This window comes from Microcystis sp. M44BS1 (genome assembly GCF_020244875.1).
Classification (GTDB): domain Bacteria; phylum Cyanobacteriota; class Cyanobacteriia; order Cyanobacteriales; family Microcystaceae; genus Microcystis; species Microcystis panniformis.
Window position 1 is genome coordinate 1 of record NZ_JADBVM010000182.1, and the last position, 17,148, is coordinate 17,148.

19 protein-coding genes are annotated in these 17,148 nt (G+C 43.2%); 12 read left to right on the forward strand and 7 right to left on the reverse strand.

Going from position 1 to position 17,148, the window contains the following annotated elements; translation table 11 throughout:
- Positions 1-266 precede the first annotated feature (266 nt).
- Positions 267-1,796: a pyruvate kinase gene (locus tag IM515_RS14615; protein ID WP_002771376.1), complete on the forward strand. Its 1,530-nt coding sequence runs from the start codon at positions 267-269 to the stop codon at positions 1,794-1,796.
- The gene (locus IM515_RS14620; protein WP_287632700.1) at positions 1,787-1,966 is read left to right on the forward strand and encodes a hypothetical protein; all 180 of its coding nucleotides are present in this window, start codon (positions 1,787-1,789) and stop codon (positions 1,964-1,966) included. Before IM515_RS14615 ends, IM515_RS14620 begins: the two co-directional genes overlap by 10 nt.
- 14 nt (positions 1,967-1,980) lie before the next feature.
- Here the strand turns inward: IM515_RS14620 and IM515_RS14625 are convergent, their stop codons facing one another.
- Positions 1,981-2,175: a hypothetical protein gene (locus IM515_RS14625; protein ID WP_002738625.1), complete on the reverse strand. Its 195-nt coding sequence runs from the start codon at positions 2,173-2,175 to the stop codon at positions 1,981-1,983.
- A gap of 236 nt (positions 2,176-2,411) precedes the next feature.
- Between IM515_RS14625 and IM515_RS14630 the strand changes: the two genes are divergently transcribed.
- The 4 genes from IM515_RS14630 to IM515_RS14645 all read left to right on the forward strand — a co-directional run bounded on the left by IM515_RS14630 (position 2,412) and on the right by IM515_RS14645 (position 5,592).
- Positions 2,412-2,987 carry a hypothetical protein gene (locus IM515_RS14630; RefSeq protein WP_287626948.1) on the forward strand — a complete coding sequence of 192 codons (576 nt, stop codon included), beginning with the start codon at positions 2,412-2,414 and terminating at the stop codon, positions 2,985-2,987.
- Position 2,988: 1 nt separating this feature from the next.
- Positions 2,989-4,668 carry a glycosyltransferase family 39 protein gene (locus IM515_RS14635; RefSeq protein WP_287626947.1) on the forward strand — a complete coding sequence of 560 codons (1,680 nt, stop codon included), beginning with the start codon at positions 2,989-2,991 and terminating at the stop codon, positions 4,666-4,668.
- A gap of 11 nt (positions 4,669-4,679) precedes the next feature.
- Positions 4,680-4,889 carry a hypothetical protein gene (locus tag IM515_RS14640; protein ID WP_002752080.1) on the forward strand — a complete coding sequence of 70 codons (210 nt, stop codon included), beginning with the start codon at positions 4,680-4,682 and terminating at the stop codon, positions 4,887-4,889.
- A 304-nt stretch (positions 4,890-5,193) separates the two neighbouring features.
- A complete protein-coding gene (locus IM515_RS14645) occupies positions 5,194-5,592 on the forward strand; it encodes a hypothetical protein (protein WP_271988498.1) in 399 nt (132 codons plus the stop codon).
- A 106-nt stretch (positions 5,593-5,698) separates the two neighbouring features.
- Here the strand turns inward: IM515_RS14645 and IM515_RS14650 are convergent, their stop codons facing one another.
- From IM515_RS14650 to rpmH, 5 genes are all read right to left on the reverse strand, one after another.
- Positions 5,699-6,193, reverse strand: coding sequence for a Jag family protein (locus tag IM515_RS14650; RefSeq protein WP_190359029.1), 495 nt, complete (start codon positions 6,191-6,193; stop codon positions 5,699-5,701).
- The gene (gene yidC, locus IM515_RS14655) at positions 6,193-7,341 is read right to left on the reverse strand and encodes a membrane protein insertase YidC (RefSeq protein ID WP_193957450.1); all 1,149 of its coding nucleotides are present in this window, start codon (positions 7,339-7,341) and stop codon (positions 6,193-6,195) included. Before yidC ends, IM515_RS14650 begins: the two co-directional genes overlap by 1 nt.
- Positions 7,342-7,425: 84 nt before the next feature.
- Positions 7,426-7,821: a PH domain-containing protein gene (locus tag IM515_RS14660; RefSeq protein ID WP_002738951.1), complete on the reverse strand. Its 396-nt coding sequence runs from the start codon at positions 7,819-7,821 to the stop codon at positions 7,426-7,428.
- The gene (gene rnpA / locus IM515_RS14665; protein ID WP_287626946.1) at positions 7,811-8,173 is read right to left on the reverse strand and encodes a ribonuclease P protein component; all 363 of its coding nucleotides are present in this window, start codon (positions 8,171-8,173) and stop codon (positions 7,811-7,813) included. The genes IM515_RS14660 and rnpA overlap by 11 nt, the downstream gene beginning before the upstream one ends.
- Positions 8,174-8,199: 26 nt before the next feature.
- On the reverse strand, positions 8,200-8,337 hold the full coding sequence (rpmH, locus tag IM515_RS14670) for a 50S ribosomal protein L34 (protein WP_002739276.1): 138 nt from the start codon (positions 8,335-8,337) through the stop codon (positions 8,200-8,202).
- 90 nt (positions 8,338-8,427) lie between these two features.
- On the opposite strand from rpmH, the gene IM515_RS14675 reads away from it, so the two are divergent.
- Positions 8,428-10,392 (forward strand): amylo-alpha-1,6-glucosidase, encoded by a 1,965-nt coding sequence (locus tag IM515_RS14675; protein ID WP_287626945.1) that lies wholly within the window; start codon positions 8,428-8,430, stop codon positions 10,390-10,392.
- 90 nt (positions 10,393-10,482) lie between these two features.
- The gene (locus tag IM515_RS14680) at positions 10,483-11,124 is read left to right on the forward strand and encodes an HAD-IA family hydrolase (RefSeq protein WP_287626944.1); all 642 of its coding nucleotides are present in this window, start codon (positions 10,483-10,485) and stop codon (positions 11,122-11,124) included.
- 109 nt (positions 11,125-11,233) lie between these two features.
- Here the strand turns inward: IM515_RS14680 and grpE are convergent, their stop codons facing one another.
- Positions 11,234-11,956, reverse strand: a complete 723-nt coding sequence (grpE, locus tag IM515_RS14685; protein ID WP_002771392.1) for a nucleotide exchange factor GrpE — start codon at positions 11,954-11,956, stop codon at positions 11,234-11,236.
- Between the two features lie 240 nt (positions 11,957-12,196).
- Here grpE and IM515_RS14690 point away from each other — a divergent pair, with 240 nt between their 5' ends.
- The 4 genes from IM515_RS14690 to IM515_RS14705 all read left to right on the forward strand — a co-directional run.
- The gene (locus tag IM515_RS14690) at positions 12,197-14,212 is read left to right on the forward strand and encodes a GspE/PulE family protein (protein WP_287626943.1); all 2,016 of its coding nucleotides are present in this window, start codon (positions 12,197-12,199) and stop codon (positions 14,210-14,212) included.
- Positions 14,213-14,350: 138 nt separating this feature from the next.
- On the forward strand, positions 14,351-15,451 hold the full coding sequence (locus IM515_RS14695) for a type IV pilus twitching motility protein PilT (protein ID WP_002771395.1): 1,101 nt from the start codon (positions 14,351-14,353) through the stop codon (positions 15,449-15,451).
- Positions 15,452-15,557: 106 nt separating this feature from the next.
- Positions 15,558-16,772 (forward strand): type II secretion system F family protein, encoded by a 1,215-nt coding sequence (locus IM515_RS14700; RefSeq protein WP_193960452.1) that lies wholly within the window; start codon positions 15,558-15,560, stop codon positions 16,770-16,772.
- A 144-nt stretch (positions 16,773-16,916) separates the two neighbouring features.
- Positions 16,917-17,148: helix-turn-helix domain-containing protein (locus IM515_RS14705; protein WP_287698043.1), on the forward strand; the 232-nt coding region annotated here is incomplete at its 3' end.

The window sequence follows — 17,148 nt, forward strand, 5'->3', positions numbered from 1 at the left end:
ATTTTTGCCTCAAACCCTATCGGCGTAAGAACTTCAGGATTTTGTGTCCAGTAGTTCATTAGTATTTCATTGCTTGAACTCAGGCTCTGTAAGACTTTTAGCCATAGCTAGTATGTTTATACGGGGGAAGTCCAGATATAAGATGAACGTAGGTTGGGTTGAAGCATGAAACCCAACGCCCGCTCATGTTACGCTACCGCTAACCCATCCTACAAATAATTGTGCCTCCCTGCTTAATTGACGATTTTTACTTTTTACTTAATTTTATGTCTTTAACTCTCTCAGAACAACTCAAACGAGAACAATTATCCTACCCCCAAACTCTCCTCCATCATCTACAAAAGTTACGGCATTTTGTGACAGTGGAAGGAGAGGAGAAATTGCAGCAGTGGAAAAACCTGATTGAAAAGGATAATTTTCAACCTAGCACCCGTAATTTAGCCTATTATCTCGCCCTGAGACAAGAAGATATCCGGGATTTACAATTAGCTTTAATGCCCTGGGGATTATCTTCCCTAGGCCGGATTGAATCGAAAGTTTTACCGACCCTCGATGCAGTAATTGCCACTTTAGGGGCGGTTTGTCATCAAGAATCCTCATTATTACCCAAACATCCCCCTTTAGAGGCATTTTTCCAAGGAGATCAACTTTTAGCCTCCCATAGTGCCGAAGTTTTCGGTCTGCCTTCCCCCCGGCGTCGGGTGCGAATTATGGTGACAATGCCGACGGAAGCGGCAACCGACCCCGATTTTATCGCTCAATTACTGCGTTGCGGGATGGACTGTATTCGCATTAATTGCGCCCATGATGGACCCAAAGAGTGGCAGGGAATGATTGAAAATCTGCGCGAGGCGGTCAAAAATCCCGAAAATTTAGTCAATGGACATACCTGTAAGGTTTATATGGACTTAGCCGGCCCAAAAATCCGTTTAGAACAGATTTTAGCCCCCCAGTCCCAAACCAAACTATATCAAGGGGATTTTCTCCTCTTAACCACCCAACCGCCTCACACTGCCCATCCTCAGTATTTTCAGGCTAATTGTTCCCAACCGGAAATTATTCCCCAAATTCCCGTCGGGGCGAAAGTTTGGATTGATGATGGTCATATTGGGGCTGAAGTTATTGCCATAATGCCAGAAGGTCTTTTACTAAAAATTACCCACGCTAGGGAAAAAGGGGAAAAACTCAAAGCAGATAAAGGCCTAAATTTCCCCGATACCGTCTTAAATATCGATCCTTTGACCGCAAAAGACCGGCAAGATTTAGATTTTATTGCCGAAAATGCCGATATTATCGGTTACTCTTTTGTACAAAAAGCCAGCGACATCGAGACACTACAGCTAGAGTTACAAAGTCGTTTAGGGGATGCTTGGCGACAAAAAGCAATTGTGGCCAAAATAGAAACACCTTTAGCCGTGAAAAATCTACCAGAATTAATCATCCATGCCGCCGGTAAACAACCTTTTGGGGTAATGATTGCCCGGGGTGATTTGGCTGTAGAAATTGGCTATCAAAGATTAGCAGAAATTCAAGAGGAAATTCTCTGGTTATGCGAAGCAGCCCATATTCCAGTAATTTGGGCTACCCAAGTCCTAGAAAATCTGGTCAAGAAAAGTATTCCCTCCCGGGCCGAGATTACCGATGCCGCTATGGCCGAAAGGGCTGAATGTGTCATGCTTAATAAGGGGGAATATATCCGGGAAGCGGTGACAATTCTTGATGATGTTTTACAAAGAATGCAGACGCACCAAGCTAAAAAAACCCCTCAATTACGCGCTCTCCATTCTTGGGTTTAGGCAGTTTCAGTTATCAGTTATCAGTTATCAGTTATCAGTTATCAGTTATCAGTTATCAGTTATCAGTTATCAGTTATCAGTTATCAGTTATCAGATTTGAGTTATCAGTTCACTGTTTACTGATAACTGAAAAAACTACCCACTCCCCCACACCTTTTCAACAGGATTGAGAATCAGAGGCAAATTAACGCATATTATTGACCGCACCACTAACCAAACCAGCGCTAACATAGCGACCATAACCATCAAGACGGTTTTGTTGAGCGATTCGGGAGGGATTATTGACGAGATCGGCAACTCCCACACCCATCATCACCACGGAGATAACTGCGATTAAGTAGTTACGGACAAAAGTTGGGTTTTGGTGGCTGACTAACATGGTTGTTACCTCTCTTTCCTGTCGATAACCTTAGAATACGAGAGGGTTTGGGGTGATGTCAGTCCCATAATTCCGGGTGACAGAAGTGGAAAAAAGTGGAATCCACAGACAAGCTATGATTTTTTGTCCATTAGAATCGGTAAATAGGGAATCGGGAACAGGAAAAGGGCAATATTCGTCGCTAATATGGTTAAATAATCATTAAATTACCTAAAAACTGACATATTCTCCAGAATATGACCTTAAAACCTGCGATTATGACCATAAAATTTTTCTGGCCTTTAGTTTTAGGATTATCTATTGTTATTATTGACAATGGGCAATATTTGAGAGCAGAAACGGTAACTTTGAGCGAAAGTCAACGCCAACAACTGCGATCGCTAGATGCTAAGATTATTTTACCTAACTATATCCCTCCCGGATTTCGGGCCAGCGAGATTAAAATCCTCGCAGAAGAGGGGAAGGGATACGCAGTCCTCTTTGAAAATGCCGAGAATAGCTGTTTTTTGGTGGAAGGAATCGAAAACGCCAGGGGCGATGATGGTTTAGAATTAGAGGGAACCCTGGCGCTCAATTCCCCACTATTTGGAGAAGGATACTGGCTTAATTATGGTACACCCAAAAACTCGGAATTAAGGCAACAATTCCCCGAACCCGATTTGTATTCCGATTGGATGAAAATGGGAGAATATTTTTATCGTCTCAGTGGGGCATTAATTGCCCGGGAGGAGTATGATTATCCTAATTGCCGTCAAGATATTTCCCCATCGGAAGCGGTTAAAATAATCGAATCTTTTGGAGATAACAATTAAATTGAATTTATCTACAGTCATTTCTAATCTACAACAAAAAAGCAAGGAGCGGTTAGCTTGGTCTGATTTTTGTTGGTTAGGATTAGTAATAATTTTGGGACTGGTTATTAGGTTAACACAATTAACGAGCAAACCTCCCTGGACGGATGAATTTGCCACTATGGTTTTTAGTATTGGCAATAATTACCAGATAGTACCGTTAAATCAAATAATTTCCCTAGACACTTTATTAGCACCTGTTCAGAGCAACCATCAGGCAACTATTGCCGATGTAATTAAATTAGTTATTCAGGAGGACAATCATCCACCTTTATATTTTATTTTCGCCTATCTCTGGAATAAATTATTCTTTGATCGGGGAGAATATGTATCTTTAGAAGGAATGCGATCGCTGGCGGTATTTTGGGGAGTTATTTCGATTCCTCTAATTTATTTTATCAGTAAATTGGTCTTTAAATCTGGCTCGATCGCTTTTTTGTCGGCGATTTTAATGGCGGTTTCTCCCTACGCGGTTTTTATCTCCCAAGAAGCGCGACATTATACTTTAGCAGTTGTATTTGTCCTCATATCTTTAGGATGTTTTCTGAGGGCAAGCATCAAAATTATCCACCGTCAGAGAATATCCCATACTTTGGTTTTTTTCTGGTTAATTGTCAACTGTCTAGGGTTATTAGTCCACTATTTTTTTAGTTTAACTATCGTCGCAGAAGCGATAACTTTATTATTAATTTTATCCAATCAAATCAAACAAAAAAACTTTTGGATAACTAATTGGTGGCGTTTAAGTTTAGTTTTTTTAGGTAACTTGAGCTTTATTATTATTTGGTTTATCAGCTTTGTACCCAAAGATTATGGCAATCAGATGACTGGTTGGATTCAGAGAGACAATGATAGTTTTTTAGCAGTAATTAGCCCCTTTTTTCAATTACTGGGAACATTAATAACTATGCTTTCCCTGCTCCCCGTTGAATCAGAATCTTTAATAATTATCTTGATTTCTGGAGCAATAATGATCGGTTTTTTTCTCTGGATTATCCCACAATTAAAAACAGCTTGGCTAGACTCCTATAAACCCGAATTAGGCATTCTCTCGGCATTTTTTCTCAGTTCAATTGCCATTTTCTTTGTCATCACCTATCTGCTTTCGATCGATATTACCCGGGGAGCTAGATATAGTTTTGTTTACTTTCCATCAGTAATTTTAATTCTAGCAATTTTATTAGATAATTGTTGGCAAAGGCAGCAGAAAAGAATAGTAATTATTGTAATTATCATGGCTTTAGTTAGTTCCCTAAGTGTGACTTTTAATTTAGGCTATCGTAAGTATTATCGCCCAGATAAATTAGTTACCACTATCGAAAATAATAGCCGTTATCCGTTAGTAATTGCCACTAGCTATAGGAGTTTAGTGCAGGTGGGAGAAATGATGGGAATTGCTTGGGAATTTAACCAAAGATTTCCCGAGAAAAACCCTAAGTTTATCTTAGTTAACTCAGAACAAAAGCCAAATTTTAATCTGTCATCTTCTCCCCCTTTTGAATTATGGTTAATTAATTTCCATTCTTCAATAGATTTATCGGACTGTCAACTCTCAGAGTTATCCTCCAATTATGTAACAGGTTATCAATATCAAAAGTTTCTCTGTGGGCGATCGATGGAGTATAATAATAAAGTTAAGTAGGGCTATTAACTATGATTATTTGGGTAAATGAACAGATTGACCCCTGTGGTTTAGTACAAGCTTGTATTGCCTGTCAAGACGAACAAGCGGCAAAAGATTGTCATCAAAGTTGGTTAACCAATCTTACGGACGAACAAAAACAAGCGGGGTGGGTGGCAGTTTTAAGAACCGTAGAATCCTGGGATGATGTACCAGTAAATGCTCTGAAGTTAAGTTATTAGCTAGGGTTTGCGGCAAAAAGTTTTGCCTGGGTGTGGGGTGTTTTTAAAGTTGGATGGGGAGTTAATCCCACTATTAACAACGTCAATCGATGACAAAAATTTGGCTGCCAGAGCTTTGAGAATAAAAAAGGCGAAAAAACAGAAAAGAAAGGAGATATCTGGCTAAAATAACTTCAGTTCGGGTTAAGCAGATTTTGCCATGACTTTCAGGAAAGAATAGGACTGACTGGCTAAGGTAAAATTAGGGTTTCGGCTTATCTCGAACTCAGGTTAAAATAAAAAATATTTCAGTTATCAATTTTTCATGAATATCAGAAAAGAAATCACTTTATTGATGATGTCCATGGCATTTTCGAGTACATTTTTCGGTGAGGTTTTCGCTGCTCCACGTCTTGACTGGCACAGTGCCGATTTTGAAGGTCTGCGAGTAATTGCCGAGTCAGCTTGGAAGACCGAATACGAAGCAAAGAAACGCGGGGAAGAACTACACTTCAAATATGGGTTTCAAAATCTGGGTATTCTTTGGATTCCTTACTATCGTAATCTATCGGGAAAATCCCTCTATCAAACAATTATCGTTCCAGAGGGCAATTGTGATCGATTTTTACAAGAGAATATTCGACGAATCAATCGTGATGCCTACTGCTTTACACCCAGTAATCGTGGTTTAGCTCCCAACCGTCGAGGTGGTCGTATTTTCTAATTTTATATCTCCGCGGCCGTGGTAATTCTCAACTCAATTTTAGAGTGAGCAAAAAGGCTAAAGCCTAAAATAAAAAAGAGGGCAGGTTTTACCCCACCCTTTGATCTTATTTTAAACGAATTACTAACCGGCGATCGGGTTCCACGCCGCGACTTTCCGTGGTTAAATCGTTTTCTTCCTGAAAAAAGGCATGGATTTGGCGACGTTCCGCCGAAGATAGGGCTTTTAATTCTATTTCCTGTCCTGTTTGCCGCACTTGCGTCGCCGCTTGATTAACCCAGTCGAAAAGTTCTGACTGTCTTTGTTGACGATAGCCGTTGATTTCGACAATATAGAACTGATGTTCTGCCGACTCGACACCAATATTCAGAATCGTATTAGCTAGGGATTGAATCGCATCCAGTCCCTCACCCTTGTTAGCGAGGAGAAGTTCCACTTGTTGGGGACTCAATTGACTGCTATCAATAATTAACCAACAGGAGGAAGGTCCAGTTCCCAATTCCTGCACACCAATCTGGACATCTGCGGACATGGCCATCAACTTTAGCAGTTTTTCCAGCCATTGTTTAGCTTTCTCGCTATTTTGCTCCCATATACTCATTACGATGTTTTTTCCTTTTTCTTGCTAGAACGTTTTTCAAAGGGGAGAGCATCGCGGGATTTTTCCGTTTTTTCCTGTTCCGCTACCAATTTTTGCAGGTTTTCCGGTAACGGTTCCCGCATCAAAATCACCGTTTGAATAGTTTGGAAGATGTTCGCGGTTAAGATATACATCAATACCCCCGCTGGTAAGGGGAAAAACAGGAACATCATACTAAAAATTACCGGGGTGATTTTATTCACCGTTTGTTGTTGTTGGGCTGCTCCCCCCGAAGGTGCGCCGGCACCGGATAACTCTTGGTTAACATAGATACTAATACCGAAAGCGATCACCATCGCCAAAATATCCCAGTGAATTTCACCATTGGCACCGGTTGCCCCAATTCTTCCCAGGGCCTCAATAAAGAGAAAACCCGTATTAGCGGCAATCCCCGGGACGATAACTTTAATACTGGCATCTCCGGGGGCTAAAGCGACGATGGAACCGTCTTCATTCACTTGCACCAGTTCTTGACCTTTAACCACCTCGTAGGTGGGTTTTAGGTTATTTTCTGGTGCTTCCGTGGCTAATTGGCTTAAAGACTTGCCCTGGTCGTTTTGCAGGTCGATTTTTAGCTGTTCTCCCGGGGCGATTTTATTGCCTTGGGGTAAAAAAGCGGTAATGGGATAGTGGAGAGACTCGTCAATATAAACGTTTTGGGGTTTGGTGGCATAGGGTTGGCGCTGGACGAGGGCGATTTGTTCGCTCGGCAACACCTGTAAATCGACGGTGTAGTTAATATCCGAGAAGGGGGAACCCCGCAGCGTCGCAAATAAAGCCAAAAGAATCGGCATTTGTAATAACAGGGGTAAACAACCCGCTAGGGGATTGCCCAACTCCTGCATTAATTTGCCCATTTCCTCCTGTTGTTTTTGGGGGTCGTTTTTGTAGCGTTGTTGAATTTCTGCCTGTCTTTCCTTCATTAGGGGTTGAGTGATTCGCATTTTTCTCATATTGCGAATCTGGCCGGCACTGAGGGGAAAGACGGCAAATCTGACCACCAGCGTTAAAGCAATGATGGCGAAACCGTAACTATGCACAATCCGAAAGAAAAAATCTAGGATTGGCAACATGATATTTGTGGAAATAAATCCGACTCCAAAATCCATGGCTTTAATCTATGCCTTCTCGTTTAATAGGGGTTCACTTTGACAAATCTAATTTATCGAATCTCGGCGATCGATTATTTTGTTTTATTGACTGATGATCGATTCTAGGGGACGACCGGTTTTATCGGCGACTCTTTCGGCAATATAGTCATGAATTTCCCGGAATTTCGGCATCGCGCGCATTTCTAAACGACTTCTATCCTTGAGAGTTACGACAATATCCCCCCAAAGACCAATTCCTCTCGGCATTTTTGCCACTTTTGCCACTTCTGAATAGATAATATCTGTGCGATCGCGTCCCATCCAACCCCCGGTGATCGAAATCCGCCGATCAGTTATCTTATATCTTAACCAGATTGCCCGCACCACTGCCCCAACGGTTAAAGGTAAACAAATCACTGTAAATCCTAGCAGTATATTGATGATTAGGTCGCCGATGTGCGGACCGCCTTCATAAAAAGTTTCTTCTTTAATGCCCATGAATTATATTGGCCTTCACTAACAACTGCTTTAATTCTCGCAAAAAATGTTCATAATTGCACTCGATCGCCCCTGGACGGATAATGATTATCCCTCGCCATCCTGTCGCTATTTCTGGCAATAACTGCCGAATTACCGCTCGCATTTGCCGTTTTAGTCGATTACGAACCACCGCTTTTTTACTAACTTTCTTGCTAATCGAGATGCCAAAACGACTGGGAAGAGGCTTATCTGGTCCAGAATCCTCTAAACTAATTAAGGTTAAGTGGGAACCGTGATAACGCTTCCCTGTTCCATAGACAGCTTGAAAATCCTGCCGATGTTTTAAGCGGTGAATTTGGGGTAATCCCACGAAAATTAGTCGGTTCCCAGAATAACCTAAACACTTAAACGATAGCGCCCTCTTTTCCGACGAGCTTTAATCACTTTACGTCCGTTGACGCTACGCATTCTCGCTCTAAATCCGGAAGTGCGCTTCTGTTTGCGCGTGGTTCCTTCTAAAGTACGTTTACTCACTGCCGATTTTCCTCCTTAAGATAGAGTTAGTCTATAGATATAAAGACACAATTTTTAATTATAACAAAATTACTAGGAATTGGGAAGCCCATGGTCAAGCTCCGTTTTGGTCGAGATATCTGTAATTATCTTCCGGTGGCTGAAAAGCGCGAATGGTTAGTCACTAATGGTATTGGGGGTTTTGCTGCGGGAACCGTGGCCGGATTGCTAACTCGCTGTTATCATGGCCTCTTGATCGCTGCTTTGGCTCCACCGACGAAAAGAACGCTGGTAGTGACTAAAATCGATGAATCGGTACAATATAACCAGAAACTCTATCATCTGGCCAGCAATCGCTGGTTAGGTGCTACGATCGAACCACAAGGCTATATTAATATCGAAAGTTTTCATCTGGAAGGGACAATTCCCGTCTGGACTTTTATCTGTGGGGATGCCTTACTAGAAAAGCGTATCTGGATGGAACAGGGAGAAAATACCACCTATACTCGCTATACCTACCTTCGCGGCAATTCTCCCCTAACTCTCAATCTGACTGCTTTTGTCAATTATCGTGATTTTCACGGCAATACCCAGGGTTTTAACTGGCAAATGGATATTAGTCCCCTAGAAAAAGGAGTAAGAGTGATTGCATATAACAATGCTGTACCTTTTTATCTATTAATCAGTCAAGGAGAGGTTTTTCCCGCTCATATCTGGTATTATCGCTTTGATTTGGCCGTGGAACGTTATCGTGGTTTAATTGATCGGGAAAATCATCTCCATGCCGCCAGTTTTTCGGCTACTCTTAAAGTGGGAGAATCGGTGACAATTGCCGCTAGTACCCGTCCCGATCCGAATTTAGACGGTCAATCTTCTCTAGAGTCTCGCTATCGCTACGAGAGTAGTCTGATTAATCCCCAGCAGCCTCAATGGATTCAACAACTTACCCTCGCTGCCGACCAGTTTATCGTTAGTCGTCCTCTCCGGGATCAACCGGACGGCAAAACGATAATCGCAGGTTATCCTTGGTTTGGTGATTGGGGTCGCGATACGATGATCTCCCTAAGAGGATTAACTTTGACTACAGGCCGACCTGCGATCGCCCGTCAGATTTTACTAACTTTTTCCCGTTATCTAGACCGGGGTTTATTGCCGAATTTGCTACCCGATGGCGGAGAAATCCCCGAATATAACGCTGTCGATGCTATTCTTTGGTATTTTGAAGCCATTCGTTCCTATTTTAACCAAAGCCAAGATTTTGAGTTTCTCAAAACTATTTATCCCGCTTTAACGGAAGTGATCGCTTGGTTTCGTCGCGGTACTCGCTACAATATTCACCTAGATGACGATGGTTTGATCTATGCCGGCGAAACGGGAGTACAGTTAACTTGGATGGATGCCAAAGTTGATGATCTGGTGATTACTCCCCGCATCGGCAAACCCGTAGAAATTAATGCTCTTTGGTTCAATGCCCTAAAAATTATGGTTCAATTTGCCCATTATTTGGGCATGGATGCCACTGATTACGAAAAAATGACAAAAATGACCTTAAAAGGGTTCTCTCGCTTCTGGGACGATTCTCTGGGGTATTGCTACGATGTTTTGGATACGGACAAGGGTAATGATGCCAGTTTACGACCGAATCAACTTTTTGCCCTGTCCTTGTCGGTGGAGGAGTTATTAAATTCCCCACAGAAAAAGGCCATTGTCGATATTTGTGCTTTAAAATTGTTGACTTCTCGCGGTTTGCGATCGCTTGCTGCCGATCATCCCGATTACCGTGGCGTTTACAGTGGCGATCGCTTAAAAAGAGATAGTGCCTACCATCAGGGGACAGTCTGGGGATGGTTATTAGGGGCATTTATCGAAGCCCATCTAAAAGTCTATCGCGATCCCATCCTGGCTGAGAGTTTTTTAACACCGATGATCGATCATCTTCGGGATAGCTGTATCGGTAATTTAAGTGAAATTTTCGATGGTAATGCCCCTTTTACCCCTAGGGGAGCTTTTGCCCAAGCATGGACAGTGGCAGAGGTATTAAGGGTTTGGCAAGTGATCCGAGAATTTCGGCCATAATCCTTTAAAATAAGCAATGGTTAGGTGTGTTAGTCCTCCCAAAGGACCGACCCTAAAAACCTCAGTTAGACCGTTAAAGACAAAACTCTCATGGAGAAACCGCAAGTTATTTTTCTCGATGCTGTGGGGACACTTTTTGGGGTAAAAGGCAGTGTCGGAGCAATTTATAGCCAAATAGCGGCGGATTTTGGGGTAGAGGTGGCGGCAGAGAGTCTAGAACAGTCTTTCTCGGCTATTTTCCCCACTTCTCCCCCCCTAGCTTTTCCTAAGGTTGAACCGGCACAAATTCCTCAGTTAGAGTACCGCTGGTGGCGATCGCTGACTGGGGCAGTTTTTAATAAATTAGGTTATCTGGAAAGATTTCCCGATTTTGAGGCTTTTTTTGGCGAACTTTATCATCATTTTGCCACGGACGAGCCTTGGCTGCTGTACGAGGATGTCATTCCCGCTTTAAGACTCTGGCAGATTCAGGGGATCGAGTTGGGCATTATTTCTAATTTTGATAGTCGTATCTACCAAGTTTTGGCCGAATTAGGCTTAGAATATTTTTTTCGATCGATCACGATTTCTTCCCAGACAGGAGCAGCCAAACCCGATCCGGAAATTTTTCAAATCGCCCTACAAAAACATGATTGTCCCCCCGCACAAGCTTGGCATATTGGCGATAGTAAAAAAGAGGACTATCAAGGGGCAAAAGCCTTGGGTATAGAAGCGTTTTTAATTAAAAGATAAAAGCGAGAAAAAGTCTTTCAGTGGGGATGAGGGATAGGTGATCGGGAGGGAATACAGACCCTACTGGCTAATACCTAACCCTCAAACCAGTTTAATCCCCATCGGAATTTTAGACTGATTCCTGGGATGGAATGGAAGTGGATTCTGACGGATCAGCGTTAGGATCTGTCTCTTTGGGGGCAGCCACTTTTACCAAAGCATGACGCAAAACATCTTCTCCGAGAGTGTATCCTCGCACTAGCTGCTCGACCACCGTGCCTTCGGGATGTTCATCGGTGTACTCCCGCATCATCGCTTCGTGGTAGGTGGGATCAAAGGGTTGACCTTCCGGACGCATGGGGGAAACGCCTAAACGCTTGAGACTCTCTACTAAGATTTTATAGACCCCTTGATAACTCTTGTGAATACCCATCTCGCCATCATTAGCCGGTTTAATTTGAGTACGGGCGCGCTCAAAATTATCCACCACGCCAAGAATTTCCATCAGGGTTTTGCCCTTGATTTTTGTGTCCAGTTCCTCTTTTTCCTTGGCTGTGCGTTTGCGAAAATTGTCGAACTCGGCCGCTAGAGTGATATAGCGTTTCTTATAGGCATCAACCTGTTGGGTTTGCTCCTCTAACTGCTGTTTGAGAGTGTCGATTTCTTCTTGTAGAGTATCGATAGTCATTCCGCCTAGAAAGGAAAATTCCTCGCTAGAGGCGGCCTGATCCGTCACAGTTTTGGCTTCATCGGTGACACTGGCTTCCGATTCGGTGGTCAGGGATTCGGGGGAATTAGGAAAGGATTCTTGGTTTTCGTCGAAAATTACTGAGGTATTTGGTTCTGCACTCATAGTAGACAATTTTATTGGGTAATTTGGCAATATATGACCATTTACTGCTAATTTTGGTCTTTAAGTACCAGCTAATAATCAAGGTTTAACCCTTAATGTAACATTTTGTGGACAAGATGCGTAACTGGATATAAGCGACCCCGATAGATAATCGGTGATCTAGAAAAATTTTTGCTAGAATGCAATTTTACCAGTAAAATTGGGAACATTTAAGGGTAGTGGAGAGGTTAAGAATCGTCTATGACATTTTCTTCCAAGAAAACCCGTGCCGTTGCCCTACGCAATTACTTTTCCCCCTTTGGTAACAAGTTGGTGCAGTCGGGATATATCGGTGCCGACCAAATGCAACAGGCCCTGGTGGAAACACGGAAATCGGGACGATCGCTAGTAGAAATATTACAACAACTAACTGGGCGCCCTTTGCCCCCGGATTTGCAGCGACAGTACAAGAAAAATCAGTTATTTGAATTAAAAATTCTCTACGGAGTCGAATCGATCGACCCCGAATTGAGCGATGTGGATGGAATGGAAATAGCCCGATTGATCGATTCTTTGATTCCGATCGATCTTTGTCGTCGCTATCGTCTCATCCCCCTGCGAAAGATCGAAGGAGAGCCGGCTGCGATTTTGATAGCCATGGTCGATCCCGACAACCTCGAGGCTTCCGACGATATTAATCGTATTCTCCGCCCCAGGGAGTTAGGTTTACAGCGTTTGGTGATTACTAGCGAAGATTATGAAAGATTACTGGAAAAATTCCACTCGGCTCAACCGGAGCTAGAACAGGAAAAAGCCCGACTGCAAAAAGAAAAAGAACTAGAAAAACTCTCGGATCTCACTGGTATTGTCAGCAATATTGAGGTGGCCTCTGGTGCGGCTAACGATGAAGTGGCCGATGATCTCGGAGAAGGGGAAGCTAATCAAGCTCCCGTCATCAACCTCGTCAATAAAATTATAGCTAAAGCCCTACAGGAAGGGACTTCCGATATTCACATCGAACCCCAAGAAGAATTCCTGAAAATTCGCTTTCGCAAAGATGGAGTTCTTCATCAAGCTTTTGATCCACTGCCGAAAAAAATTACCCCGGCGGTGACAGCCCGTCTTAAAATCATGGCCGAGCTCGATATCGCCGAACGTCGTCTTCCCCAAGATGGTAAAATTCGGCGGATGTATCAAGGGCGGAAAGTGGATTTTCGGGTTAATACCCTGCCCAGTCGCTACGGGGAAAAAGTCTGTTTACGGATTCTCGATAACTCGGCCACCCAGTTGGGTTTAGATAAACTGATCACCGATCAAAAGACCCTGCAAATCGTCCGAGACTTGGCCAGTCACCCTTTTGGTCTGTTGCTGGTGACAGGCCCGACCGGTTCGGGGAAATCCACCACTTTATACTCGGTGTTAGCGGAAAGAAATCACCCCGGGGTCAATATTAGTACGGCCGAAGATCCGATCGAATATTCTCTACCAGGCATCACCCAGGTGCAGGTAATTCGCGAAAAAGGCATGGATTTCGCCTCGATTCTGCGGGCATTCATGCGACAAGATCCGGATGTGATTCTGGTGGGAGAAACTAGGGACAAGGAAACGGCCAAAACAGCGATCGAGGCCGCCCTAACCGGTCACTTGGTCCTAACTACCCTACACACCAACGATGCCGCAGGTGCGATCGCTCGTCTCGATGAGATGGGGGTTGAACCGTTTATGATTTCTGGTTCTCTCTTGGGAGTTTTAGCCCAGCGTCTCATGCGGCGCGTCTGTAGCCAGTGTCGAGTCGCCTATCACCCCAGTCAAGAGGAATTAGCCCGTTTTGGTCTTTCCGCCGCCAATGAACGGGAAGTGACCTTTTATAAGGCTAATACCCTCACCCTTGAGGAAATTCAACAGGCGCGAAAACAGGGCAATCTCTGCCTTAAGTGTAGCGGCAGCGGTTATAAAGGTCGCATTGGTGTCTATGAGGTAATGCAGAATAGTGAACGACTACAGCAGTTAATTAACCAAGGGGCAACCACTGATCGCATTAAGGAGACGGCCGTCGATGAGGGCATGGTGACACTCCTAGCCTATAGTTTAAATCTGGTGCGCGAGGGTTACACCACCCTCGAAGAAGTGGAACGGGTGACATTTACCGATTCCGGTCTGGAAGCGGAACTAAAAGCCAAACGGAAAAGCGGTTTAATCTGTCGTGGTTGTCGCGCCGAACTACAACCAGAATGGCTCGATTGTCCCTATTGTATGACACCGCGATTTAGTGATTAAGACAGTTTTTCAGTTATCAGTTATGAGATTTGAGTTTTAAGTAAGGAGTATTAAGTGAGTAGTCTTAAATAGCACTTTCCCAATGTCTTTTCACTGGTTACTGTTCACTGATTTTACCTTAGAGATGGGGTTTAACTTATGGAATTAATGATCGAAGATTTAATGCAACAATTGGTCGAGATGGGCGGTTCTGATATGCACATTCAGTCTGGGGCGCCAGTCTATTTTCGCATTAGTGGCAAACTCGCCCCGATTAATGAAGAATCTTTAACCCCGCAAGATTGTCAGAAATTGATTTTTAGTATGCTCAATAATACTCAAAGAAAAGAGTTAGAGCAGAATTGGGAATTAGACTGTTCCTACGGGGTGAAAGGATTAGCAAGATTTAGGGTCAATGTTTATAAAGAAAGGGGAGCTTATGCAGCTTGTTTACGGGCTTTGTCCTCTAAAATTCCTAACTTTGAACAATTAAATTTACCTAGAGTAGTACGGGAGTTATCGGAAAGACCGCGGGGATTAATTCTCGTAACTGGCCAAACAGGTTCAGGTAAAACTACCACTTTAGCGGCAATTTTAGACTTAATTAATCGGACTAGGTCTGAACATATTTTAACTGTAGAAGACCCAATTGAATACGTTTTTACTAATATAAAAAGTCTGTTTCACCAACGACAAAAAGGGGAAGATACCAAGAGTTTTGCTAACGCTTTAAGAGCATCTTTACGGGAAGATCCTGATATTATCCTCGTGGGAGAAATGCGGGATTTAGAAACAATTAGTTTGGCAATCACGGCGGCAGAAACCGGTCACTTAGTCTTCGGAACCCTACACACTAGCTCGGCAGCGGGAACAGTGGATCGGATTATTGACGTTTTTCCTGCTAACCAACAGGCACAAATTCGCGCCATGTTATCCAATTCTTTACTAGCAGTTTTTAGTCAAAACCTAGTCAAGAAAAAAAATCCTAAACCAGGGGAATTTGGCCGGGCAATGGTACAGGAAATCATGGTGGTAACTCCAGCGATCGCCAACCTAATTCGGGAAGGAAAAGCCCCCCAAGTCTATTCAGCAATTCAAACGGGAATGAAGTTAGGAATGCAAACCATGGAACAGGGATTAGCTAATTTAGTTGTTAGGGGTGTTGTCTCTTTGGAAGAGGCCATTTCTAAAAGCGGTAAACCCGATGAATTACAACGTCTTATCGCCGGGGCCAGCACTAACGCTAAAGCCCGGATTTAATCCTAAATCCTGTTTAAAAGGTATAGGAGAGTGGGAAGTTTTTTGCTGTAAACAGTGAACTGATAACTGATAACTGATAACTGATAACTGATAACTGATTTGTTCTATGCCTACTTTTGTCGCACAAGTTAAAAGCGGCTCTGGAAAAGTTTTCCAAGAGAAAGTTGAAGCTATGTCTCCCGAACAGGCCCGGACGATGCTGAAGGCGAAATATGCCGCCGTCGGTAAAGTCAAAAAAGTGGGGGGAGAGATCGATCTTTCCGGTTTACAGTTGATGTTTGCCAGCATTTCCATCAAAGATAAAGCGGTTTTTTCCCGTCAATTTTCGGTAATGATTAATGCTGGTGTGGCGATTGTGAGATGTTTGGGAGTTTTGGGGGATCAATGCGGTAATCCCAAGATGAAAAAAGCCCTACAAGCGATTAGTGCTGAGGTACAGCAAGGGAGTCCGTTATCGGAAGCGATGGCCAAACATCCCGAATGTTTTGATGAACTTTATGTCAGTATGGTCGAAGCTGGTGAGACGGGGGGGGTACTCGATGAAGTGCTCAACCGTCTCTCGAAACTTTTGGAAGACATGGCCCGCTTGAAAAACCAGATTAAATCAGCGATGACTTATCCAGTAGCGGTAGGAATTTTGGCGGTAGTTGTGTTTTTCGGGATGACGATCTTTTTAATTCCCGTCTTTGCGAAAATTTTCACCGATTTAAAGGTGGAACTACCGGCTTTAACGCAATTTATGCTCTTTTTAAGTGGTGTGATGCGTAGTTGGTTGATTTTAATTCCGATTGTCACCATTGTTGCCACGGTTTTTTTACTGCGTCGCTATTACAAAACCCCGGTGGGTCGTCTGCAAATTGACCATTTTTTCCTTAAAATGCCTCTTTTTGGTGATTTGAATGAAAAGTCGGCTGTGGCTAGATTTTGCCGGGTTTTTGGGACTCTGACGCGTTCTGGTGTCCCAATTTTAAGTTCCCTCGACATCGTTTGTAATACGGTGGGTAATCAGGTAATTGCCAATGCGATCGCTGGTGCCAAGGCGGAAATTCAGCAGGGGGGAATGATGAGTTTGGCCTTACAAAAAGCCAATGTTTTCCCAGCTTTGGCCATTCAAATGATTAGTATTGGGGAGGAAACGGGAGAATTAGATGCCATGATGATGAAAGTGGCGGATTTCTACGAAGATGAGGTGGAACAGGCCATTAAAGCTTTAACCAGTATCATTGAACCCTTGATGATGATTGGTGTTGCGGGGATGGTGGGAATTATTCTTCTGTCTATGTACTTGCCCATGTTTAAAATCTTCGATGCCTTGGGATAAGTTTAGAGGACTCATTTCCGTTATCAGTTAGTCGTCGGTAGCTTGAAATCAGAAAAATTTTAATTTTCATCGAAAATTTGGGTCTGAAACCCCGTCGTTCTACGACGGCTTTACTGTTAAATATGAGCATCGTTTACGAAATATATGCTAAAATGTGAGACATGGAAAAGCTATCGCTACCGATTTTACCCCACACCCGAACAAGAGTCGCTATTGCGGCGCACTTTGGGCTGTGTAAGATTGGTTTACAATAAAGCTCTCCATCTCAGAACACAAGCTTGGTACGAAAGACAAGAAAGAGTAGGATATACTGAAACTTCTTCAATTCTAACCGATTGGAAAAAACAAGAAGAATTAGACTTTTTAAACGAAGTTA